The following is a 20,857-nucleotide window of genomic DNA, read 5'->3' on the forward strand; positions in this document are numbered from 1 at the left end:
GCCACATCGTTTTGGATTGATCGATACATTATCGACGCTACCACAACATTGGACCGATCAGTACATAACCGCAGAGTGCCGCCGGAGCAACGAGCCGAAGGGGCGCGGCTCGCCACGATGACCGTCGGCACGGTCTCGTTGCCGTCGTTGACTGCTCTCACCGCTGCCGCTCCAGCCGAGTCACGCCAGATGTCGACCCAGTGCAGCCGGTGGGCACTGCGGCCCAGCCTGACGCGCATGTGGAAGCAGTACTTGCAGCCCGGCCGCCAGAAGACAGCGCGCATCATATTGACGCGGGATATCGACGAGTCGAAATGTTCCTCGAACCGAGTTGCTTGCCCGAGCATTCGCCGGACGGGCGGACGGCCCCGCATGGGCATGCGTTCCGTTGCCGAACCGCACTCACACGAAGGCCGCCCGTCTCCCGGTTCCTGCTTGAGGGCCTCGCTTGGGGCAACGCCGACTGACCTGGACGTTCGCCGTATCTCCGGGCATTGGGCTGCCGGGCACCACCCTCGTACCCGCGCCGTAACCACAGCCCACCGTGGTCACTTGTCGCCGCAGGTCCCCCTCGATGCGGGGTTCAGCAACGGGGTGAGGATGCTGTTGCCGCAGATGTTGAACGAATCCCAGACGCGGATCTGGATCCGGTTTCGCGAGTGCGTACCGGGATCATCTCCGGCGGCGCCCCTGGCTCCGCCGTCGGCGGCCGCGGCACCGGTACCGCACAGCGTCGCGCCCACCACCAGGCACGCCACAGCGGAAAGAGTACGGATCTTCATGTATGCCTCCCATCGACCGTGATGTGCGACCCATCCCACAACGGGACCGCGCCGTCCGCCCCTTTATTCGCCCGTCAGAGGGGCGGCATCGCACAGCTTCGCTCGATCACTCGCCGCACCTCGTCACGCGGTCTTCGACTACCCGAGCTGCCAAGGGGGTGATCCGCAATCATCCCCCGGAACCTGATTGACTACGTACAAGCCGCCCTGGGCGGAGATCCGCGTGGAGTACGCCCGGCAGCCCTCCGGAACGCGGCGTGACCGGTCGTCGTAGCCGCCTCCCAGCAACTCCGCAGCGGCCCGGCCGGGTGTTGTACACATGCCGGATGACGACCTTGTCGCTTCCGCTTCGTTTGGTCACCCACCAAGAGTTCGTGCCCTGGGCGCGCATGATTGCCGACACCTACGGCATGGACCGCTCGGAACAGGAGTTGGTGGGCCAACGGGCCGCGACACAACTGGACCGGACCCTGGGGGCCTTCGACGGTGACGTGCCTGTGGCCGGCGCTTCCGTGTACAGCCGGATGCTGAAGCATTCCCGGAGGCATCCTGCCCACGGTCAGGGATCGCCTCGGTCGGCGTGGCCCCGACACACTTCCGCCGCGGCATCCTCACGGACCTTCGTCTCCCCAACCAAGCCTCCAGGTGCCAGGGCCCACTACGACCGTGGCAGGAAAGCCGGCGACCGTCACATCGCAGCTCCCGCCCAAGGGGACGGAAAGCGGGCTGTCGGCGGCCTGTCCCGCGGTCAAGACCAGCGACAGCGGCCGACACCTCCATGGATTTTGTTGGTCTTGTTGAGTTCGAGACCCATGAGCCACACCCATGGCGTAGACCACTTCCGTCGCGCGATACTGCAGCGTTCCGACAGTACGCACGCCCCCACAGCGACGGAAGGACCCCAAGCCCCTTGAATTCCCTACGTGTTCGGATCGGCATTCTCGGTATGGCCCTGCTGGCGGGGCTGGCAACACCCGCGACCACGGCGGCGGCTCGGGCCGCGCGGGGCGCCCCGACCCCGACCGTCGAGGAGCAGCGCCTCGACAAGGCGGCACCGCAGGAGATATTGCGACGCTCCGGATTCGACTCCGTGGCCCCGGACTTCGTCCGCGACCTGGCCCGGACGCACTCCTTTGAGCAGGCCCGCGGCATCGTCGTTCGGGACGGTACGGCGCTGTGGCGGCGCGCCGTCGACCGGGCGCAGGGGCGGGGCCCCGCGGGCGGCGGCCTCGGCCGGGGCGACGACCGGCCGCTGTACTGGGCGCGGCTCGGGATGACGCGGGACCTGCGTACGTGGAAGCCGGGTTTCCGGTTCAGTGACGCGCAACGCTCGGTCCTGCTGAACCAGTTGGAGCGGACCTCGCGCGGCCAGAGCGACATCCGCTATCCGTCGCGCGCCACGGGCATCAAGCGCATTCTCGTCACCGGCTTCGACCCGTTCACACTGGACCAGGACATCCGGATCTCCAACCCGTCCGGGGCCGTCGCACTCGCTCTCGACGGGACGGTGATCCGGACCAACTCCGGTCCGGCCCGCATCGAGGCCGTGACGTTCCCGGTTCGCTGGCAGGACTTCGCGAAGGGGACGGTGGAGCGGACGCTGGCGCCGTACCTGCCGAAGGTCGACCTGTACACGACGGTGAGCCAGGGCCGGGTGGGCCGCTTCGACGTCGAGCGGACGAACGGGGCCTGGCGCGGCGGCTATCCCGACAACGACAACACCAGCAGCACCGGGACCATCCCGGTCGCCGCCCCGGCCACACAGCCGCAGTGGACGACAACCACCCTCCCCTACAAGGCGATCGTGACCGCGCACACCGGCCGGTTCCCGAGCTACGACCACACCGAGGTCACCGAGATCCCGACCGGCGGCACCGAACCCGTCGTACGCCCCGACGGCCCGACCCCGGGCTCCACGGCCCGCGAGGGCGGCGGTGGCAACTACCTCTCCAATGAGATCGCCTACCGCGCGACCCTGCTGCGCGACCGACTGGGCCTGCACGACAGGCTGCCAGGCGGGCACGTGCACACACCGGTGCTCCAGTTCGGCGCCGGCAACACCGATCCGAAGAGCGGAAGGATCACGGATCCGCAGTTCGTACAGAACCGGCTGGACATCATCACGCAGCTACGGTCGATCCTGACGGTGGCGGCGAACACGGCACTGAAGTGACGTGGCCCCCGCCCGCGTTCTCGTCGCCTCGCGAGGTCAGTGGGTGTCACTGGTGTGGAGCGGCCGGGTGCGGCTCCACCATCGGACGCCGAGTCCCCAACCGATCAGGATGATCAGCGCGAGGACTTTGCCCTGCCACTCCGAGGCGGCGCTGAAGGTAAAGCCGCCGATGGCGGTGCCGATCAGAGTCAAGGCGAGGACGGTGTAGGTGTGCGCATCGGTACCGCGCTGGTTGTACTGCTTCACGGGACCAAGCGTACTTGCCAGCCGATGGCGCAGGAGAGGGCCCCTGCACCGATGGTACGTACGCCGATCCTTATGGTGGTACCAGTGCGGGACCGCTGCCGCGGAGCAGTTCGACGGGCCGGCCGGATCGCCCCGTTCTCCCGGATCGACCGTGATGCGGGGCAGCAGGCAGCAGGCGGATCGGTTGGGCGACGTGGTGTGAAGTCGCCCCAGGCACCGGCGCCTTGGTCGCGCCCAGCCCCGCTGCCGAACTCAGCGCCGGCTTGGGAGCCACCGGCCGCCCTCCGGGTGGTCCACGGTAAGCGGATGCCCGCTTCGGAGGTGCGGATACCTCACTGGTTGCCCCGCTTTCCCCGCTGGATACCCTGATTGGCCTGGTCCTTCGGGTCTTCCCGTGATGGGGCGCTCGACCACGAGGCCAGGAATTCGAGGCCCGAGTGGGTGCCGGCATCCCCTGGTGGCGGCGTATAGACGACCAGGGTCTGCTGTGGCGCCATGGCGACTCGGAGGGCTTGCCAGTCCAGAGTCAGGGGCCCGGCGAGCGGGTGCGCGAAGTGGTTGCGGCCGTGCGTGATGGCACGGACGTCGTGGCGAGCCCAGTGCCGACGGAAGTCGCCGTCCACCGCGCTGAGTTCGTCGACGAGCGCGACGAGTCGCGGAGGGTGCGGCTCATGGGCGGCCTCCATTCGCAGCCGGGCGACGCACTTACCCGCGGTGTGCTCCCAGTCGCGGTACAGCTGGCGCACCCGCGGTTCGAGGAACACCATGCGCAGGTGGTTGCGGTGTTCGGTCGGCACGGTGCCGAAGTCGAGGAACAGTGCGGATGCCAGTGAGTTCCACGCCAGGATGTCCATGCTCCGGTCGAGCAGGACGGCGGGGCTGCCGGTGAGGCTGTCGAGCAGCACCCTCGTGCGGGAGTGCACCCGCGCGGGCAGCGTGTTCGGGCAGCGGGGCGGCTGTGGTCCGCCTTCTTTGCTGTTGATGCTGCCGAGTTGGTGCACATAGGCCGTCTGGTCGGCGTTGAGCCGCAGTGCGCCGGCCAGCGCGGCAAGGACGGCGGGCGAGGCGCTGGATACCCGGCCCTGTTCCAAGCGGGTGTAGTACTCGACACTCACCTTGGCGAGCAGGGCGACCTCCTCGCGGCGGAGGCCCGGCACCCGGCGGGGGCTGCCCACTGCGGGCAGCCCCACCTCGTGCGGTGCCACGGCCGCCCGCCGTGCGGCGAGGAACTTGCCCAGGGTGGTGTGTGGTGTCGGTCGTGCCATGGCCACCGAGTATCGCACCGCCTGCCCGCCTCGTTCCTGGTACAGCCGTTACCAGGAACGAGGCGGGTCTTCTCGGCTGCGGGGACGGCGCGCAGGCTGGTGTCCGTACCGGCCCCACGGGCCGCTGTTCGACAACGTATCGCCGACACCGTACGGAGCTGTCCATGCCTGCGCAGTCCCCCCGATCTGTTCTGTCCACCGCCGAGTCAGCCGACGAAGGGCCGCTGCGTGTGCTGTTCCGGCTCGGGGTCACCCAGAGCTATTTCGACGCCCCCGAGGAGGAGCGGTCAGCCGTACACCCCGCGATCCTGCGGGCCTTCGACGACCTGGGTGGGCGTTTCGGCGTACGCGTCCTCGGCACCCTGGACGACGACCGGCTGCAGACCGGTGCGGCCGGGGAGTGGATCAGCTATGTCCTCGCGGACGCCCCGGACCTGGCGGCGACCGTGCGGGTGGTCGGGCTGCTGCGCGAGACCCGGATCGGCTCCCATCGGCTGTGGCGATATCTGCGGATCGACGCCCGGGTCGGCCGCCCGCTGATGTTCGGCAACCGCTGATGAGCGGGGACACGGGGGTCACGCCGGTGTACGGCGGAGCATTGTCCGGGCGCACCGCTCTGGTCACCGGCGGCGCCCAGGGTCTCGGCGCCGCCGTGGTCCGGGTCCTGTACGACGCGGGGGCGCGGGTGCTGACGTGGGATGTGGATCAGGAGCGTAACCGCGCGACGGCCGTGGAGATCGATCCCGACGGCGCCCTGGTCCTTCCTGTAGGTGTCGACTTGGCCGACCCCGATGCGGTGGAGTGCGCGTACCGGCGCGGGCGGGATCGGTTCGGGCCCGTGGACATCCTGGTGAACAACGCTGCGAGGGCCCTGCCGAAGTCCTTGTGGGAGACCACGGCGGCCGAGTGGGATCAGGTTTTCGAGGTCAATGTCCGCGCGGCGTTTTTCCTCACCCGGATCGCAGCGACGGACATGCGTGCGCGCGGCTGGGGCCGCGTGGTGAACATGGCGTCGCTCGCCGGCCAGACCGCTCGGCCCACCGGCGCCGCCTACGGCGCGTCCAAGGCCGCACTGGCCGCCCTTACTCGCGTGTTCGCCGCCGAACTCGGGCCGTACGGGGTGACCGTGAACACCGTCGCGCCCGCCATGATCGACACCCCGATGGCTCGCGGAATCGGCCAGGAAGCGCTTGCTGGTCTCATCGCGCAAGTACCGGTGGGCCGCATCGCGACGCCGGAGGAGGTCGCCCTCCTCGTGCGCCATCTGGTCGGTCCCGATGCGGGGTTCATCACCGGCGCGACGTACGACATCAACGGCGGTGCCCTGATGCGTTGATGTGCCCATGCGCTGACCGATGGGGCGCATGGACCACATCCTCGCACCCGCCACTGACATCCCGACGGCCGGACAGCGGATGGTGGAGGGGGCGTTCCAGGTGGCCAAGGGACAGGTGGGACTGAACGAGCACGTACACAAGTGGTGCTCGTGGTACCGGCACACCACTGTGTCCGTGCTCGCCGTGGTCATTCTGGTCACCATCCGGAGCCGGCTGATATCCCGTCAGCCGCTGACACCCGACCGCCGGCCGTGAACGAGATCCGCCACCTGTACGACCGGATCGTCCTCGCCCCCGCTCGCGCACACGCTCACCCACCGTGAAACCCCATGACGCTAGTGGTGCCAAGCTCGCCCGCCCGTGTTGTGGATGAAGCGCTGTAGCACCTTGAGGGTGATCAGGTACTCCTCGTCGGAGACACCCGCGTGCCGTTCCGTCCAGAGCTCGTCCTGAAGGGCCGCGGCCTTGTCGTAGAACGCCCTGCCCTCAGCCGTGATGCCCAGGCGCCCTTCGGCGTCCTCGGTGATCCAGCCCTGGGCGATGATCGTGTCGATCTCTGACTCCATGGTTTCCGGGCCGGTGTCGAGGTAGTTCCGAAGGAGGCGGGACACCTCGTCACGGGTCTTGACGGTGTCGGCGTTTACCACCTGCCCGAGGGCCCACCACTGCGGTTGGGTGGTTCCGATCCTGGCGAGGGCGGCCCCGGTGCGGGCGACGACGGCCTTGTAGGCCGCCCAACTCCAGTAGCCGATGGGTTGCTTGATCAGGTCGGTGTCGCCGTGTGAATACTCCATGACCGGGATCCCTGTCGTTGTCTGTCGTTGTCTGTCGGTTCGACGAGATCGACCGTAGAAACTCAACTGGGCTTGAGGTCAAGGGCGTACCGGTCGACTCCTCCGGGAGATTGCTGCTCACTCACCGTGAAACCACCGGCTGTAGTAGCAGGTGGCTGGGGTTGGGCGCTTGGGTGCCCACCGGCGGAATTCCCGGTGAGGCACCCGTCCCCTTCCGCCGACCGCCTCGCCGACGGGCACGGGGAACGGTCGACACCTCGCTGCCAACGCGGGCCACGAACACACCGAACCGCCTCGGCGGTTGGCTCCGCAGGCGCTGCGGACACGCCGAGCTCGGCGGTGGGATCACTCGTCCAAGTCGGCGGCGAGGCGGGAGCCGGCGGCGCGGCTGGTGTCGAGGCGATGGCGCAGGCGACCACGGGGCCGTCGGCAGGGCTGCCTCAGGCGACCGCGATATCCACCACCATCCTTCCCTCCTGCGGCAGTCCGAGATACGGCAGGCAGCCCAATGGGCGCCTGGGGGCTCCGGAGGCCGCGGCGCGCTGAACACGGGGCCGGGACCGGCTGATCGGCCGGCGGTGGGCAGGACACGACGGAAGAAGCGGGCTGGACCCGTCTGACGGGCCGTCGTGTGCGGGAGTCTGCGGTCAGTCTGTGACGCGCAGCAGCAGCTTGCCCATGGACGTGCGTCCACCGATGAGCTGGTGTGCGTCGGCCGCATCCGACAGGGGGAACTCGGCGGTGACGGGAAGGACGACCGCTCCGTCGCTGACGGTGCGCAGGGCGCGTTCGGTAAGCGCACGCAGGGCGTCGGGGGCGGACTGGGCGAGGGCGAGCGCGGAGAAGCCCCCGATGGAGCGGCCCTGCGCGTACAGCTCGTCCTGCCCGGCCTGCCAGGGCTCGGCACCGCTGGCGTTACCGAAGGACACCAGGCGCCCGAAGACTGCCAGTGCGGCCAGGCCGCGGCGCAGCGTGTCGCCGCCCACCGGGTCCAGGACCAGATCGACACCCCTGCCGCCGGTCGCCCGGCGGACGTCCGTCTCGAAGGCGTCGGGCCGGAACACCGCGTCGTAGCCGTGCTTGAGCGCGTAGTCGGCCTTGGCGTCGCTGGAGGCCACCCCGTACACCGCGCCGGCGCCCGCTGCCCGGGCCAGCTGCCCGACCACCGTGCCGATGCCTCCCGCCGCGCCGTGCACCAGCACGCTCTCCCCGGCACGCAGCCACCCCACCTCGTGGATCAGGGCGTGCGCGGTCGGCAGCACGGTCGGCAGCGTGGCCGCGGTCCGCAGGTCCAGCCCCGTGGGCAGTGGGAAGACGGTCGCGGCCTCTGCGCAGACCACCTCGGCGTAACCGCCGCCCTCGACGAGCGCGGCGACCTCCTGCCCCACCCGCAGCCCTGCCACGCCCTTGCCGACCGCCCGGATGCGCCCGGAGACGTCCAAGCCAGGGCGGTAGGGCAGCGACGTCACCCGGTACCCCGCGGTACGCGCTTTCACGTCCGCGAAGTTCACCCCCGCCCAGACGACCTCGATGGCCACCTGGCCCGGCCCCGGCTCGGGCGTCGGAGCCTCGATGATCCGTAGCACTTCGGGACCGCCGTACTCCTGGAACTCAACCGCACGCATATGCAGAACCACCCTTCCATGAGTGTTCGACCGGAAGCGAACACTAGCACTGTAAGATGGCCATCGAACACTGGGCGGAGGAGGACTTCGAAATGTCGGACCAGGCTGAATGCGCGAGTCACCGTTCGGCGCCCGTGCACACACACCCCGACGACGTCCCGCTTCTCACCGCCCTGTCCGCGCTCGCGGATCCCGTGCGCATGCAGCTGATCCGCGAGCTGGCCGGCCACCCCGACTGGGCGCTCAGCTGCAGCAACTTCGACGTACCGGTCGGCCGGGCCGCGAAGAGCCACCACTTCTCGGTCCTGCGCGATGCCGGCCTGGTCGAACAGCGCGACCAGGGCCCCAAACGACTCAACCGGCTGCGCCGCGAAGAGTTCGACGCCCGCTTCCCCGGCCTCCTCGACCTGACCCTCCGCGCCGACGACACCGATTGACAACGGCCGGCTCCTCCCGGCGTCAGTCCCGCCACCAGGGCCGGGCGCAGCGCCTGCTGCCGCCGGGGCCGCCTCTCCCCCACTGAAACGACCGTGCTGTGGCTGGCGTGATCACGGTGTCGGAGCCGTCCCGGACTGATCCGCCCTTCACAAGGCTGACTCCGCGTTGCTTCGCCAAGCGGTGTGCGACGAAGGCTGGACGCACTTTGATGATCGATGGGACGGAGTGTTCTACCCCGTGGACGCCTCCCGAGGAGCCTTCTCCCGACGACGACAGCCGTCCGCAGCCAAAGAAGCTCCCGAACGCGCCTGGCGCAGTTGCCGGGCTGCTGGGAGCCGGTGACCGGCTCGGTCAGCAACGGGTGTGGCTCCGCAACCCGGACAACGTGATCTGTCGGCGAGTGCGGTGAGTTCGGGAGCATCGCGACCGTCACCCGTGCGCACCAGGATCTGACTCGGGCCTTCAACGGCGCGGCCAACCGAGCGCTGGCGCCATGCCTTTGCAAGCCAAGCGGGGCTGCCAGCCTGGCCGACAGCCCCGCTTGCAAAGGGGCAGACGAGACGCTCACGCGGCCGGACCTCGCACTCAAAGCGCCTGAGCCGGAAGCCTCTGCCCGCTACTCAATGACTCGGACGTGTTCCGCATGCACGACGCCATCACCATCCACGGCGGGGACATACGTGACCCTCATACCTTCGGTGACGAATGTGAGGTCACCAATGGCCTCCCTCGTGACCCGAACCTCGCTGCCGTCGTCTCCGTCGAGGTATCCATATCCCCTGGCTTGGTTGAACCACCTGACGACGCCGCTTACGCGATCGCTCATGCTCACATGCCTCCTCCGGCAGTCTCGACCGCAGTGGGGCAACTGATCGGCACGCCACCATCGCGCGCAGTGCCCCAGACAGCTCTCCGCTGTGCGGCGCCTCGTCAAACCCGAACGTCGGCAACTCGGTCGCAAACGCGGCGGAACTCTGAAGTCAGCAGGCTGCTGACCGGGCAAACCACTCCCAGCCGAATCACCTGGATCACCTGGATCTCCTGAATCAGCGGTGGCACTACAGGTGTTGCACTGGCCAGCATGCCCGTAGCGGAGGGAGTCGGTCCATTCGCCGGTGTTGACGTTCAAGGTGAACTCGGGGCGCCGGCCTTCAAGTTCGAAGCCGGCTCGTCTCAGAGGGCGGTACGCGGGTTGATGTCTGGTTCGTCGTTGCAGTTGTTCAGCGAGGGCGGCGCTTGGCGAGGCGGCGAGCGAGCAGGGGGACGACGGTCCCTGCCAGGAGAGCGGCGAGCGGTACGGCGACATTCACCCAGGGGGCTCGGAAAGGCTTGTAGGTGGCGATGCCGTCTTTGATCTCGATGTAGCCGCGAGGGCGGGCGCCGACTCCGCCCCCTCCTTGGCCGGCGCTGACGGCTCCTGCTTCGGGGCCCGTGCCCCCGGCGAATCCGAAGCCGATTTCGGCGACCGGAATGACGGTGATTCCGTCGCTGGTGACAGGTTCGCCGAAGACGGCCGACACCGAGGCCCGGCTACCGAACTGTTCGACCACGCGCTCCATCAGGGCTGCGGCCGTGTCGGCCTGCGGGACGGACTGGTCCGGTATGAGTGAGCGGGCCATCGGATACCTCCGGGGTGGCGGATACGGTGGTACCGAGGATAAGGGGGCCTGGCATGCGCCGCGTGTGGATCGGTTGCGCAGCAGGGAGCCGGGCACACCACGGCCACCCGAACCAGCCGTCGGGGAAGGGTCGTTGCCGGGCTCCGACACGGCAGATGCCGTGGTGATGCTGGGGCCCTCGTCGCCGACTTCGCGGTGCCGCCGACCTCGTGCATCTCACTCGCGTGATCAATCGCAGGCTGAAGAAGATCCAGTACCGGCGCCACCTGATCGTCGGCTGCCTCCCGCCCACCGGCCCGACCGTGAACGACGACGCCATCAGAGCACCGGGCCTCACGAGTTCGACCTGAGCAGCACCCGGGCAGATCGTCACCTCCGGCCGCCTTCGCAAGGGCGCCCCGATTCAACACGTTCACGCTGTCCGGTGTGGATGTCTCTTCCCATCCCTGCCGTGCGTCTGCCTACCTTGTATCGCGGCCGTTTCCGGTTCGCGCCGTGCAGGATCTGCATGCCGAGCGGGAGAGGGGTGGGTGCGGCAGCGGCTCCGGCGGAGGCTCTTGGTCGGCTCTTGAGCGAGGGCGCGGCCTTCGCCGAAGACGTCTCACATGTCCCTCAGCGCAGGTCTTCCTGCGCTCCGCACGCGGCGGCGCAGCCACGCTCGGCCGGGATGTGCAAGGCCCGAAATCCCCTAGCCGTCGACGCCGTCCGTCCCCGATCACCAAGGCTCCCAATAGGCCCAATAGGAGGAACACCGGGAACGGTTACGGCAATTCACCTGACAAGCCCCCTCCCCCATCCCGTCTGGCCCGTTCCAGGTCGAACACCAGAATTGTCGAGATGGTTCTGAATTTTGCGCATTCGGGAAGAAAGGAAGGCAGATGTCAGATCAGACGGTGCGTTATTTGGTCGGCGAGTCTTTCCACCGCTCGACCTGCCACCCCGACGTTCAGACGGTCGACCAACTCGTGGAGGAGCTGCGAACGGACGCGCCGCCGATGCTGATCCGCCCAGGGCTCGGACTGGACATCGCCACGTGGGAGTGGGTCAAGCAGCAGGCCGCGCAGAAGACGACGAGCGGGCAGGTTGCCTTCGACGGGTCCCCTGCCGTGCCGGTCGCGCGCAGGGTGGTGCTCAAGCACGCGAGCGACAACGTCGTCATCGGCAATGCCAGTACCGACGGGGACAGGTTCAGGTGCGAGCTGGTCATCGCGAACGACAGTGAGCTGATGCGCGACCACACCGCCGATCAACAGCACGTCCCCGGAATGCTCTTGATCGAGGCCGCCATCCAGGCCATCACCTGGGCGGTCGCCAAACTGACCACTCCACTGCCCGGTCAGGGCGACCGGTACGCGGTGATGCATGCCTGCGAGTTCGCCTTCCACCGCTTCGCCTTTCCCCTCCCTGCCGTCCTGGAAGGCCAATTGGAGCCGAATGGCAAGCCCGAGGACGAGCGGATCCCGCTCAAGTCCACCGTCACCATCTGGCAAGCGGGGCGTCAATGCTCAACGCTGACGGTGAGGCTGGACGCTTTCGACCGTTCTCACATCTTTGCCGTCGAACACGCTCAGGCCCGCAAAACCCTCGACCGGATCTGACGTCCGCGCACCACTGCCGCTCACCGACGACTGCAACCAACACTGCAATCACGGCAGGAGCAACCGACGATGACCACCGACCCCACGCCCGAAGGCCAACAGCTACCGCTCAGCCAGCTGCTGCACTCCGCCTCTCGCACCACCGCCGCCGATCTCGACAAGCTCCTCGACACCGAACCCTTCCACGTCGGCGGCCCCGCCACGGGCCCCGAGCGGCACGCACGCAACGACGACCGGATCCGTGCCCTGGTGCGGTACGCCGGAGGAGCCCTCGCCCTGCACCACAACCCCGGCAAGATGCTCACCTTGTACGAGTGGATGGCCCAGGTCGATCCAGCGGCCTGCCTTGGACTGGCCGCACACGTCGCGATGTGCGTGGGCCCCATCTGCGAACTCGGAACGCTCGACGATGACTTGCGCGAGCTGCTCGCCGAACTCGACCAGGTGCACCGCTACGGCTCCATCGTCATCACCGAGATCGGCGCCGGCAACTCACACATCAACCCGCAGACCATTGCCCGATACGACCACTCGACCCGCAGCTTCACCCTCACCACCCCACGCGCGGAAGCAGCCAAGTTCTTCATCTCCCTACTGGGACTTCCACAACGCGCCCACGCCGGATGCGTCGCCGCCCGCCTGGAGGTCAACGGACGCGACTGCGGAGTGTTCTTGTTCGCTGTGCGGCTGGCCGAAGACCTCGGCCCCAGCAAAGGCGTGACCATCCACCAACTGCCCGAGTGCGTCGTTCTGCCACAGGACTACGCATCCTGCCACTTCGACAAAGCCACCGTTCCCTACTCGGGCTGGCTCGCGGGCGGAGCCACCATCAACGACGACGGCGTCTTCCACGACCCGCTCAGCACCGACGAACGGCTGCGCACCACCATGGAAGGCACCCGGCGTATGTCCTCACTCGGTACCGTCGCCCTCACCGCAGCCGCCCGTGCCACCATCGTGCTCGCTCATACCTACTGGCAAGGACGCATCACCAACGCGCGCCTCGCCCCCGGCGGACCAGTCCTCGGCTACTCCACCCAGCGACGCGCCTTCCACGCCGCGCTCGTCGACACCCTCGCCGCCACTGTGCTCAGCCGCCGTGCCCGCGACCTGGTCATCCGCCCCCAGCCCGAGAAGCCCGAGATCACCGACCATTCCCGCACCGTCACCTGGGCTCCATGGTCCGGCGTCCACCGCGAACTCGCCCTGAACAAAGCCTGGGCATGCGACCTCGCCAACCGCGTCATCACCGGTCTCCGCCCTCGGCTGGGCGCCCAAGCAATGCTCTCGGTCAACCTACTGCCCGAATACGAGGGCCTGACCCAAGCCCTGGAGTCCGCCACCGGGGACAAGCTGTTCATCCTCCTGGACGCGGCCAACGCCCTCCTCACCGACCACACCCCGCCACCCCGTCCGAACAACAGCGGCCGGCACCCTTGCGACCTCGCCGCACTGCGCGCCACAGTGCTCCTTCACGACCTGCGCGCCACCGGCACAGCAGAAAGCGACCTCGACGCTCTCAACCCGCTGCTCCCCACCATGGTGGACGCCGCCTACGCCCACGTCCGCTGGCACACCCAGCTCCTCTTCGACCGCACCGTCCTCGAAGCCGACGAACACTGCGACGACGCCTCCGCCGCCGCCCTGCGCGCCGCCAAAAGACTCTACGAGCTCAAAGAAACCCTCGATGACCTCGGCTGGCACCTGGAACACGGCACTCTCACCCAGGAACGGGCCGCCGCGCTGCGCACCGACTACGCGCACGCCGACGAGGCCCTGACCGACCACATCCCCACGCTCGTCGCCGCCATGGCCACCCCCGTGGCCCGGCTCCGTGCACCCATCGCTCACCCCGACTACAGCCAGCGGCTGGTCGGCTGGCCCCCTATCCCATGAACGCCCGCACTTGAGCTTGGGGAAACGCCGCCTGGGCAATGGCTCGCGTCGTCTCCGGCACCTCACAGCCCAAAGCCGCCCCCCTCTACACCCGTTCCCCCATCCCGCGGCCGAACGGCGGGGCGGCCCGGTCAGGTGCGGTCGCCGATCAGCTCGCTCTTCAGGGTGCCGAAGAACGACTCGGCCGGCGCGTTGTCCCAACACTGCCCGGTGCGGCCGACCGAGAGCCGGATGCTCAACTCGTTTGCCAGGGTGGCAAATTCACAACTGGTGTGATTTCTGGCGAGCCGCGGCTACGGGTGACCTTCGAAGTCGGTTTCCTGTTGCCGGGGTTCGGGGCGGGTACGCACAGCGGCCTACTGCTCGGGGTGGTGCCGGGGTAGTTCCGTCACGAGGTGTGCGCCCTGGGGGCTGTCCGCGACGTGCAGGGTGCCGCCGTGGCGTACGGCGATTTCACGGGCGATGGCCAGGCCGAGGCCGGCACCGCCGGTGTGCCGGCTGCGGGCGTCGTCGAGGCGGGTGAAGCGTTCAAAGACGCGCTCCTGGTCGGCTGGGGGGATTCCGGGGCCGTCGTCGACCACGTGGAGGCGGAGCGTGGGGCGGTCGTCGGTGTCGGTGCAGGGGGTGTGGTCGGTGTGCTCGGTGCGGAGGGTGACTTGGACGGTGGTGCGTGCGTAGCGGCAGGCGTTGTCGAGGAGGTTGCGCAGCAGCCGTTCCAGTTGGAGGGCGCTTCCGCGCACATGGGCGGGGCCGTCGGCGGTGCAGCGGATGTCCAGGGGGTGGGTGTGGCGTAGGTGCTGGTACTCGGCCACGAGGTCGTGGGCGAGCGCGGACAGTTCTACGGTGTCGCCCTGGGGTGGTGTGCTGGCGTCGAGGCGGGTGAGCAGGAGCAGGTCTTCGCTGAGGTTCTGGAGTCGGGTGATGTCGGTGAGCGCGCCGCGTACGACGTCGGACCAGTCGATGCCGTGGGGGTGGGTCAGGGCCGCTTCGAGGCTGGCTCGCAGTGTGGCCAGGGGGCTGCGCAGTTCGTGGGAGGCGTCGGCGACGAAGCGTTGCTGGCGTTCTGCTGCGCTGTGCAGGCGGTCCAGGGTGGCGTTGGTGGAGCGGGCCAGTTTGGTGATCTCGTCGCCGGAGGCCGGTACGGGGACGCGGCGGTCCAACGAGTGGGCGGTGATGTCGTCGAGTTCGCGGCGGATCTCGTCGACGGGGCGCAGTGCGCGGCCGGCGGCGGCCCAGGCGGTGGCGGCGACCAGGAGTCCGACGGCCGGGACACCGACGAGGGTGCCCCAGGTCAGCGCGGCGTCGACGCTGAACACGGGGTATGAGGTGTTCACGTGGCGCAGCCACAGCAGCGCGAGGAGCACCAGGAGCGCGGCGGTGGCTCCGGCCAGGAAGGCGGAGCCGGCTCGCAGGGGCAGGCCGCGGCCGGAGGGCCGGGCGAAGCCCCAGGCGGTGGCGCCGGTGATGAGCCCGATGGTCGGGGCGCCCAGGCGCATACCCCAGTACAGGGCGGCCTGGGCCGTGTAGTCGGGACGGATGGCATCAAGATCCTGGAGCCACAGGCCGTCGGCGAGCAGCAGCAGGGTTGCGGCGGCCCCCGCCGTCAGGGCGGCGCGCAGGCGCGGCACGGGTGCACCGCCCCGGCCCGCCGCCCAGGTCCCGCCGGCCACCAGCACGCCGGTCAGGGGGACGCCCAGCAGTACGGCCTGGTCGAGCTGGGGGCCGACCCGTTCGGTCTTGAGCCGTTCCACCAGGGTGGTGCCCGGTGGGCCCGCGGCGGCGTCGGCGTACTGGAGCCAGGCGATGCCCGCGGCCAGGGCCAGCACCGCCAGGAGCGCGGCGGTCAGCGCCGCCCGGGCTCGTGGTTGTCCGGCCGCCCGGCGCACTCGCACGCCCGGCCGGTCAGCGGGTGTGCCGGTCATGGGGGTGCCCCTGTCCGGTCAGGCGGTAGCCGCTGCCCCGTACGGTCTCGATCGAGGCGCGCCCGTACGGCGCGTCGATCTTGCGGCGCAGCGCGCTGACGTACACCTCCACGATGTTCAGGTCGCCGTCGAAGTCCGCCGACCAGACCTGCTCGACGATCTCGGTCTTGGTCACCACCTCGCCGGCCCGCTCGGCCAGGCATTCCAGTACGGCGAACTCCTTGGCCGTCAGCTCGATCCGTGCCTGGCCTCGTCCGCAGGTGCGGCCGGCCGGGTCCAGCCACAGGTCGCCGATGTGCAGCACCGCCTGCCGGCGCGCGCCGCCGCGGCGCAGCAGGGCGCGCAGTCGGGCCTCCAGCACCACGTACGAAAACGGTTTGGCCAGGTAGTCGTCGGCGCCGGTGTCCAGTGCCTCGGCCTCGTCATACTCGCCGTTCTTGGCCGTGAGCATCAGGATCGGGACCTCGAGCCCTTCCGCGCGGAGCCGGGCGCACACGCGGTAGCCGTTCAGGCCGGGCAGCATGATGTCGAGCACGATCGCCTGATAGGGGTTCTCGCGAGCCATGTACAGGCCGACGCGGCCGTCGTGGGCCACGTCCACCGCATACCCGGCCGCCTCCAGTCCCCGTTTGAGGGCGGCGGCCAGCCGCTCCTCGTCCTCGATCACCAGCAGGCGCATCCCACCAGTATCACCGGTGACGGCACCCTCATCCTGAAGCGATCTTCAGGATGCTTCAGCGTTGTCTCAGGGGGGTCGGGAGACCCTCGGGGCCCATCCCCCGCTCCCATGAGGTGACCTGTGACCACGGCCCCTGCAACAGCCGCCCCCCGGCGCAGTGTTCCGACCGCTCCAGAGCCGGCGCTGTCAGGGGCCCGGTCGGCCGTGCGGTCCAGGACAGTGGCCGCCACCGTCGCCGTTGTCGCGTTCGTGATCTACAGCGTGCTCGCGCTGCGCCGGCACGCCCAGTTCCGCACCACCGGTTACGACCTGGGCATCTTCGGCCAGGCCGTCCGCTCCTACTCCGAGGGGCACCTGCCCGTCTCCGAGATACGGACGGCGACCGGCGGAGCGGGCCTGGCGGCGGACGGCTTCCCGCTGCTGGGCGACCACTTCCACCCCGTCCTCGCGCTGCTGGGCCCGGTCTACCGGCTGCTGCCGCACATCGAGGTCCTGCTCGTGGCCCAAGCGGCACTCGTGGCCGCCTCGGCGTACACCCTCACCCGCGCCGCCGCACACCACCTCGCCCGCCTCGGCCGGTTGGCCGCTCCCTGCCTGGGCACCGCCTACGCGCTGTCCTGGCCGCTCCAGCAACTGATCGGTTTCGACTTCCACGAGGTCGCCTTCGCCGTACCGCTACTGGCTCTCGCCCTGACCGCCTACCTCGATGGGCGCTGGGTGCGGGCCGCGTGCTGGGCCTCGGCCCTCCTGCTGGTCAAGGAGGACATGGGACTGACCGTCTGCGCCTTCGGCTTCCTGCTGCTGCGCCGCCACCGGCGGGCCGGGGCCGTGCTGTGCGTCCTCGGCCCGGTCGCGATGGCCCTGACCGTTTTCGCGATCATCCCGCACTTCAGCCCCGATGGGACGTACGGCTACCTGGCCGCCGACGCGGACGGCGGGTGGGCAGCGATGCTCTCCCACGCTTGGGAGAGGGCACTTCGGCTCTTCACCCCGAGCACCAAGGCCGTCACCGTGTTCATGATCCTGCTGCCCTCGGCGTTCCTCGCCCTGCGCAGCCCCCTGCTGCTGACCGCCCTACCGACGCTCGGCTGGCGCCTGGCCTCCGACAACCCGGCCTACTGGGGAACGCAGTACCACTACTCGGCGGTACTGGCACCGATCGTCTTCACCGCCCTGATCGACGCCCTGGCACGGACCCGTCGGGCACGAGACGGAGCATCCGCCGCCGCCCTGTCACGCGCGCCCGCCCGTACACCCCTCGGAACGCGGTTCGGCTCACGGGCCGCAACCGCTGTTCCCGGCCTGGTACTTGTCATCGCTGCCGCGCTCACCCTCGCGTTCCCGCTGTCGCAGCTGTTCACCACCGGGTTGTGGCAGGACACCCCGCGCACGGTCGCGGCACGCGCGGCCCTGGCCCGGATACCGGACGGCGCCCACGTCCTCGCCAGCAACAGCCTTGCCCCGCATCTCACCGACCGGACGACCGTCCATCTCGCCACCCAAGGCGTCCTGGACCACCACCTGGCCTCCCGGCGGCACCCGGCCGACTGGATCGTCGCGGACACCTCCGACGCCTGGCCTGCCGGCGAGGCCCGCACCGTCGTGAACCAGGCCACAGCCGTCGGCTACCACCGCGTCTACGCCGACCAGGGCTACGTCGTCCTGCGCCGCACCGCTCCACCCCACCTCGTCCGTTGAGCACCACAGGGCGCCCGGGTCGCCCACCAGTCGCTCACAGTGCCCCGCAGTTGACGGCCGGATCATCCTGGAGGCCGCAGACGCGCCTCTTGCCGTGGCCGCAGAGCCTCCGCGCATCGGTCGCCGTTAGCTGCGCAGGGTTCCTGCCCTGCCCAGCTACGTGCCTCCTCACTTCGTGGCGTGCCCCTTCACGGGGCGGCCTTCGAGGTCAGGACAGCCTCGACGATCCTCATGAGCCGCTCACCCGCGTGCTCGATGCTTCCGTTCTGGGCGCTTACCTGGGCTCCTTCAAGGGCGAAGGTGATCTCCGCGGCCGCCTCGTCCGGGTAGGGCAGCCCGGCCCGGGCGCACAGGTCGGTGAGCCGGCGCACCTGGCCGGCCTTATGGGCCTCGATCAGCCGACGCGCCGGGTGGGTGCGGTCGGGCAGTTCCGCGATGGTGTTGATGAACGGACACCCGCGGTGGGAGATCTCGGGAAGTCCGTCCGCGATGAACCGGGCCATCCCCAGGATCTGTGCCCGGGGCTCGTCGGGGTGTGCGGTCTCCAACTGGTCGAACACAGCGGTGTAGTCGGCTGCGACGATGCGCAGCCATTCCTCGACCAGCGCGTCCTTGGTCGCGAAATGGCGGTACAGCGCCATCTTGGTGGTCTCGGCCCGGCTGGCGATCGCCTGGACACCCACCGCCTTGATCCCCTCACGCGAGAAGAGGTGCTCCGCCGCGTCGAGGATCCGCTCCCGGGGCGGCAACTTGGCCACCCTGCTCTGCCTGCTGGCTCTGTCCCTGTTCGCCATACGGCCCCTCATCGGTCCCGTGGGGTGGTCCACCGCCCTGGCCGCAATGCTACGGTACCGCTCAGTCCCACACGATACCGATCGGTCTCATGAGATACCGATCGGTATCGCCAACCGGTACCGATCCTCCTGAACGGACGAAAATGAAGCTCTCCGAGTACGTGAGCTACGACGGCGTCGGCCTGGCAGACCTGGTGGCTCGCGGCCAAGTGACTCCCGCCGAGCTCGCCTCGACCGCCCAGCTGGCGTCCGACGTGGTGAATCCACGGATCAACGCCGTCGTCGAGACCTGGCCCGCACAGGACACGCCGACTCCTGGCGGTACGCCACTGGCGGGGGTGCCCTTCCTGATCAAGGACGTTGCCGTCGCGATGGCCGGCAAGCGGGTGGAGCTGGGCAGCCGTATCGCCGCCGGAAACGTCGCCGGGGCCGACTCGTCGCTCATGGCACGCTTCCGTCGCGCAGGGCTGGTGACGCTCGGACGCACGGCGACTCCGGAGTTCGCGTACAGCACCACCACTGAAGGCGTCCTGTACGGAGCCACCCGTAACCCCTGGGACCCGACCCGTAGCCCTGGCGGATCCAGCGGCGGCTCGGGAGCCGCCGTCGCCGCGGGCATCGTCCCGATCGCGCATGCCACCGACGCAGCGGGCTCCATCCGTGTCCCCGCGGCCAGCAACGGTCTGTTCGGGCTGAAGCCAACCCGCGGCCGGATCTCCATGGGCCCCGACGCGGACGAGGTCTTCAACGGGCTCGCCGTCCACGGCGTGCTCAGCCGCTCGGTACGCGACAGCGCCGCGCTACTGGACCTCGTCCATGGCCCCGAGGTCGGCGACCCCTATTTCGCCCCGCGGCCGGAGCGGCCCTACGCACAGGAGATCACTCGCTCCCCAGGAAGCCTGCGGATCGGCCTCCTTACGCGACCCTGGGGCGGTCGGGCCGTCGATGGCACCGTCGTCGACGCCACACTCCGCTCCGCACGACTCGCCGAGTCTCTGGGGCACCAGGTGGAAGAGGTCCAGGTTGGCCTCGGCGTCAGCTGGCAGGAGTTCATCCTGGCCAATGCCCGCCTCTGGAGCACCAATCTGGTGACGTGGATCGACGGCTTCGCCGCGGCTTTCGAACGACCCGTCGACTCCACCACTGTCGAACCCGAGACGCTGGCCAGTTACGCCTACGGACAACAGGTGAGCGGGGCCGAGTTCGTCCACGCGCTCGCGATGCGCAACAGCGTCGCGCGCGCGATCGGCCAGTACTTCACCGACTACGACGTGCTGCTCACCCCGACCCTGCCCGAACTGCCCGTCCCCTTGGGCACGTACGCCGGGAGTGCCGGGGGCGCCGACGGTCTCGGCTGGATCGAGCAACTCCTCCACCGCTCGCCCTTCACCGCCGCGTTCAATGTCGCGGGCACCCCCGCGATGTCCGTCCCCCTGGAGACCGACCTCGCCACCGGACTCCCCATCGGCATCCAGTTCGCCGCGGGATTCGGACGCGAGGACGTCCTCTTCCGTCTCGCCGGACAGCTGGAACAGGCCGCTCCCTGGGCGCAGCGAACCCCCGCCGTGTGGGCGAGCAGCCACCACGACCCCTGCTAGGACGTGTCCGAGGGGTCCCGTGACGGGTCTGGCGGTGGACCCGCGCGACACGCTTCCGGCTCCGGCCGCAGCGCGGTCTTGCCCGCCTTCAAAGATCCGCCGGCGCGCCTGGCGCGCGCTCACCCCGACCGGCCGGAAGGCCCTCGCCGGACACGGCGGCGAGCTCCGCCACATCGTCAAGCAGGCGGAAGCCGACCGCTGATCCACCCGGGGCCCGTCGCCACCCCAGCCCCCCACTCGCCCTCCTCGAAGTCCCAGTGGGCCGGTGGAGTTCTGACTGATGAGCAGGCCAAGGGCGCCGGATGTGAGTTCGAGAGCGAGCAGGTTGGTGCTCTCCTCGGCCTTCTTCCGCGTTTTGCCTGCTTCAACGGCCTTCAGACGGCGGGGCGGTGA

At 69.3% G+C, this 20,857-nt stretch carries 21 protein-coding genes and 1 pseudogene; 10 read left to right on the forward strand and 12 right to left on the reverse strand.

The window, feature by feature from the left end; genetic code table 11:
• Positions 1-104: 104 nt before the first annotated feature.
• Both K2224_RS41375 and K2224_RS14855 read right to left on the reverse strand, forming a co-directional pair.
• A pseudogene (locus tag K2224_RS41375) lies at positions 105-278 on the reverse strand (glutaredoxin domain-containing protein); the annotation flags it as partial.
• A 270-nt stretch (positions 279-548) separates the two neighbouring features.
• The gene (locus K2224_RS14855; RefSeq protein ID WP_221906999.1) at positions 549-782 is read right to left on the reverse strand and encodes a chaplin family protein; all 234 of its coding nucleotides are present in this window, start codon (positions 780-782) and stop codon (positions 549-551) included.
• A 910-nt stretch (positions 783-1,692) separates the two neighbouring features.
• On the opposite strand from K2224_RS14855, the gene K2224_RS14860 reads away from it, so the two are divergent.
• Complete coding sequence (locus tag K2224_RS14860; protein WP_260692645.1) at positions 1,693-2,955, forward strand: pyroglutamyl peptidase; 1,263 nt, start codon at positions 1,693-1,695, stop codon at positions 2,953-2,955.
• Positions 2,956-2,991: 36 nt separating this feature from the next.
• Here K2224_RS14860 and K2224_RS14865 read toward each other — a convergent pair whose 3' ends face one another.
• Positions 2,992-3,201: a hypothetical protein gene (locus K2224_RS14865; RefSeq protein ID WP_221907000.1), complete on the reverse strand. Its 210-nt coding sequence runs from the start codon at positions 3,199-3,201 to the stop codon at positions 2,992-2,994.
• Between the two features lie 332 nt (positions 3,202-3,533).
• Complete coding sequence (locus K2224_RS14870) at positions 3,534-4,466, reverse strand: helix-turn-helix domain-containing protein (RefSeq protein WP_221907001.1); 933 nt, start codon at positions 4,464-4,466, stop codon at positions 3,534-3,536.
• A 164-nt stretch (positions 4,467-4,630) separates the two neighbouring features.
• On the opposite strand from K2224_RS14870, the gene K2224_RS14875 reads away from it, so the two are divergent.
• From K2224_RS14875 to K2224_RS14885, 3 genes are read left to right on the forward strand one after another with little or no spacing between them, the layout of a single operon-like run.
• Positions 4,631-5,023 carry a hypothetical protein gene (locus K2224_RS14875; RefSeq protein ID WP_221907002.1) on the forward strand — a complete coding sequence of 131 codons (393 nt, stop codon included), beginning with the start codon at positions 4,631-4,633 and terminating at the stop codon, positions 5,021-5,023.
• Positions 5,023-5,802, forward strand: coding sequence for an SDR family NAD(P)-dependent oxidoreductase (locus K2224_RS14880; RefSeq protein ID WP_221907003.1), 780 nt, complete (start codon positions 5,023-5,025; stop codon positions 5,800-5,802). Before K2224_RS14875 ends, K2224_RS14880 begins: the two co-directional genes overlap by 1 nt.
• 28 nt (positions 5,803-5,830) lie before the next feature.
• Positions 5,831-6,058, forward strand: a complete 228-nt coding sequence (locus tag K2224_RS14885) for a hypothetical protein (protein ID WP_221907004.1) — start codon at positions 5,831-5,833, stop codon at positions 6,056-6,058.
• 80 nt (positions 6,059-6,138) lie between these two features.
• Here the strand turns inward: K2224_RS14885 and K2224_RS14890 are convergent, their stop codons facing one another.
• Positions 6,139-6,597, reverse strand: a complete 459-nt coding sequence (locus K2224_RS14890) for a MarR family winged helix-turn-helix transcriptional regulator (RefSeq protein WP_221907005.1) — start codon at positions 6,595-6,597, stop codon at positions 6,139-6,141.
• 647 nt (positions 6,598-7,244) lie between these two features.
• Positions 7,245-8,222 carry a zinc-binding dehydrogenase gene (locus K2224_RS14895; protein WP_221907006.1) on the reverse strand — a complete coding sequence of 326 codons (978 nt, stop codon included), beginning with the start codon at positions 8,220-8,222 and terminating at the stop codon, positions 7,245-7,247.
• A gap of 92 nt (positions 8,223-8,314) precedes the next feature.
• Here K2224_RS14895 and K2224_RS14900 point away from each other — a divergent pair, with 92 nt between their 5' ends.
• Positions 8,315-8,659: a helix-turn-helix transcriptional regulator gene (locus K2224_RS14900; RefSeq protein WP_221909716.1), complete on the forward strand. Its 345-nt coding sequence runs from the start codon at positions 8,315-8,317 to the stop codon at positions 8,657-8,659.
• Between the two features lie 617 nt (positions 8,660-9,276).
• Here the strand turns inward: K2224_RS14900 and K2224_RS14905 are convergent.
• Positions 9,277-9,486, reverse strand: coding sequence for a cold shock domain-containing protein (locus K2224_RS14905; protein ID WP_221907007.1), 210 nt, complete (start codon positions 9,484-9,486; stop codon positions 9,277-9,279).
• A 394-nt stretch (positions 9,487-9,880) separates the two neighbouring features.
• Entirely contained in the window at positions 9,881-10,279 is a 399-nt protein-coding gene (locus K2224_RS14910) for a GerW family sporulation protein (protein WP_221907008.1), read from the reverse strand.
• A 224-nt stretch (positions 10,280-10,503) separates the two neighbouring features.
• Here K2224_RS14910 and K2224_RS14915 point away from each other — a divergent pair, with 224 nt between their 5' ends.
• The 3 genes from K2224_RS14915 (at position 10,504) to K2224_RS14925 (ending at position 13,773) form a co-directional block, all read left to right on the forward strand.
• Complete coding sequence (locus K2224_RS14915; RefSeq protein ID WP_260692646.1) at positions 10,504-10,629, forward strand: hypothetical protein; 126 nt, start codon at positions 10,504-10,506, stop codon at positions 10,627-10,629.
• Between the two features lie 528 nt (positions 10,630-11,157).
• Positions 11,158-11,877 carry an AfsA-related hotdog domain-containing protein gene (locus K2224_RS14920; RefSeq protein WP_221907009.1) on the forward strand — a complete coding sequence of 240 codons (720 nt, stop codon included), beginning with the start codon at positions 11,158-11,160 and terminating at the stop codon, positions 11,875-11,877.
• Between the two features lie 69 nt (positions 11,878-11,946).
• Positions 11,947-13,773, forward strand: coding sequence for a hypothetical protein (locus tag K2224_RS14925; RefSeq protein ID WP_221907010.1), 1,827 nt, complete (start codon positions 11,947-11,949; stop codon positions 13,771-13,773).
• Positions 13,774-13,904: 131 nt separating this feature from the next.
• Here K2224_RS14925 and K2224_RS14930 read toward each other — a convergent pair whose 3' ends face one another.
• The 3 genes from K2224_RS14930 to K2224_RS14940 all read right to left on the reverse strand — a co-directional run bounded on the left by K2224_RS14930 (position 13,905) and on the right by K2224_RS14940 (position 16,374).
• A complete protein-coding gene (locus tag K2224_RS14930; protein ID WP_221909975.1) occupies positions 13,905-14,012 on the reverse strand; it encodes an integrase core domain-containing protein in 108 nt (35 codons plus the stop codon).
• A gap of 117 nt (positions 14,013-14,129) precedes the next feature.
• A complete protein-coding gene (locus K2224_RS14935) occupies positions 14,130-15,695 on the reverse strand; it encodes a cell wall metabolism sensor histidine kinase WalK (protein ID WP_221907011.1) in 1,566 nt (521 codons plus the stop codon).
• Complete coding sequence (locus K2224_RS14940; RefSeq protein WP_221907012.1) at positions 15,676-16,374, reverse strand: response regulator transcription factor; 699 nt, start codon at positions 16,372-16,374, stop codon at positions 15,676-15,678. The genes K2224_RS14935 and K2224_RS14940 overlap by 20 nt, the downstream gene beginning before the upstream one ends.
• Positions 16,375-16,578: 204 nt before the next feature.
• Between K2224_RS14940 and K2224_RS14945 the strand changes: the two genes are divergently transcribed.
• Entirely contained in the window at positions 16,579-18,072 is a 1,494-nt protein-coding gene (locus K2224_RS14945) for a DUF2079 domain-containing protein (protein ID WP_221907013.1), read from the forward strand.
• 188 nt (positions 18,073-18,260) lie between these two features.
• Here the strand turns inward: K2224_RS14945 and K2224_RS14950 are convergent, their stop codons facing one another.
• Positions 18,261-18,866 carry a TetR/AcrR family transcriptional regulator gene (locus tag K2224_RS14950; protein ID WP_221907014.1) on the reverse strand — a complete coding sequence of 202 codons (606 nt, stop codon included), beginning with the start codon at positions 18,864-18,866 and terminating at the stop codon, positions 18,261-18,263.
• 143 nt (positions 18,867-19,009) lie between these two features.
• Between K2224_RS14950 and K2224_RS14955 the strand changes: the two genes are divergently transcribed.
• Positions 19,010-20,464, forward strand: coding sequence for an amidase (locus K2224_RS14955; protein WP_221907015.1), 1,455 nt, complete (start codon positions 19,010-19,012; stop codon positions 20,462-20,464).
• Positions 20,465-20,857 lie beyond the last annotated feature (393 nt).

This window comes from Streptomyces sp. BHT-5-2, assembly GCF_019774615.1.
GTDB lineage: Bacteria > Actinomycetota > Actinomycetes > Streptomycetales > Streptomycetaceae > Streptomyces.

What these genes read in the sequence shown, in the direction of transcription:
- K2224_RS14855 (WP_221906999.1), bottom strand. Translation starts at nt 782, where the DNA reads ATGAAGATCCGTACTCTTTCCGCTGTGGCGTGCCTGGTGGTGGGCGCG.
- K2224_RS14870 (WP_221907001.1), bottom strand. Translation starts at nt 4,466, where the DNA reads ATGGCACGACCGACACCACACACCACCCTGGGCAAGTTCCTCGCCGCA.
- K2224_RS14875 (WP_221907002.1), top strand. Translation starts at nt 4,631, where the DNA reads ATGCCTGCGCAGTCCCCCCGATCTGTTCTGTCCACCGCCGAGTCAGCC.
- K2224_RS14880 (WP_221907003.1), top strand. Translation starts at nt 5,023, where the DNA reads ATGAGCGGGGACACGGGGGTCACGCCGGTGTACGGCGGAGCATTGTCC.
- K2224_RS14885 (WP_221907004.1), top strand. Translation starts at nt 5,831, where the DNA reads ATGGACCACATCCTCGCACCCGCCACTGACATCCCGACGGCCGGACAG.
- K2224_RS14890 (WP_221907005.1), bottom strand. Translation starts at nt 6,597, where the DNA reads ATGGAGTATTCACACGGCGACACCGACCTGATCAAGCAACCCATCGGC.
- K2224_RS14895 (WP_221907006.1), bottom strand. Translation starts at nt 8,222, where the DNA reads ATGCGTGCGGTTGAGTTCCAGGAGTACGGCGGTCCCGAAGTGCTACGG.
- K2224_RS14900 (WP_221909716.1), top strand. Translation starts at nt 8,315, where the DNA reads ATGTCGGACCAGGCTGAATGCGCGAGTCACCGTTCGGCGCCCGTGCAC.
- K2224_RS14905 (WP_221907007.1), bottom strand. Translation starts at nt 9,486, where the DNA reads ATGAGCGATCGCGTAAGCGGCGTCGTCAGGTGGTTCAACCAAGCCAGG.
- K2224_RS14910 (WP_221907008.1), bottom strand. Translation starts at nt 10,279, where the DNA reads ATGGCCCGCTCACTCATACCGGACCAGTCCGTCCCGCAGGCCGACACG.
- K2224_RS14920 (WP_221907009.1), top strand. Translation starts at nt 11,158, where the DNA reads ATGTCAGATCAGACGGTGCGTTATTTGGTCGGCGAGTCTTTCCACCGC.
- K2224_RS14925 (WP_221907010.1), top strand. Translation starts at nt 11,947, where the DNA reads ATGACCACCGACCCCACGCCCGAAGGCCAACAGCTACCGCTCAGCCAG.
- K2224_RS14935 (WP_221907011.1), bottom strand. Translation starts at nt 15,695, where the DNA reads ATGACCGGCACACCCGCTGACCGGCCGGGCGTGCGAGTGCGCCGGGCG.
- K2224_RS14940 (WP_221907012.1), bottom strand. Translation starts at nt 16,374, where the DNA reads ATGCGCCTGCTGGTGATCGAGGACGAGGAGCGGCTGGCCGCCGCCCTC.
- K2224_RS14950 (WP_221907014.1), bottom strand. Translation starts at nt 18,866, where the DNA reads ATGGCGAACAGGGACAGAGCCAGCAGGCAGAGCAGGGTGGCCAAGTTG.
- K2224_RS14955 (WP_221907015.1), top strand. Translation starts at nt 19,010, where the DNA reads ATGAAGCTCTCCGAGTACGTGAGCTACGACGGCGTCGGCCTGGCAGAC.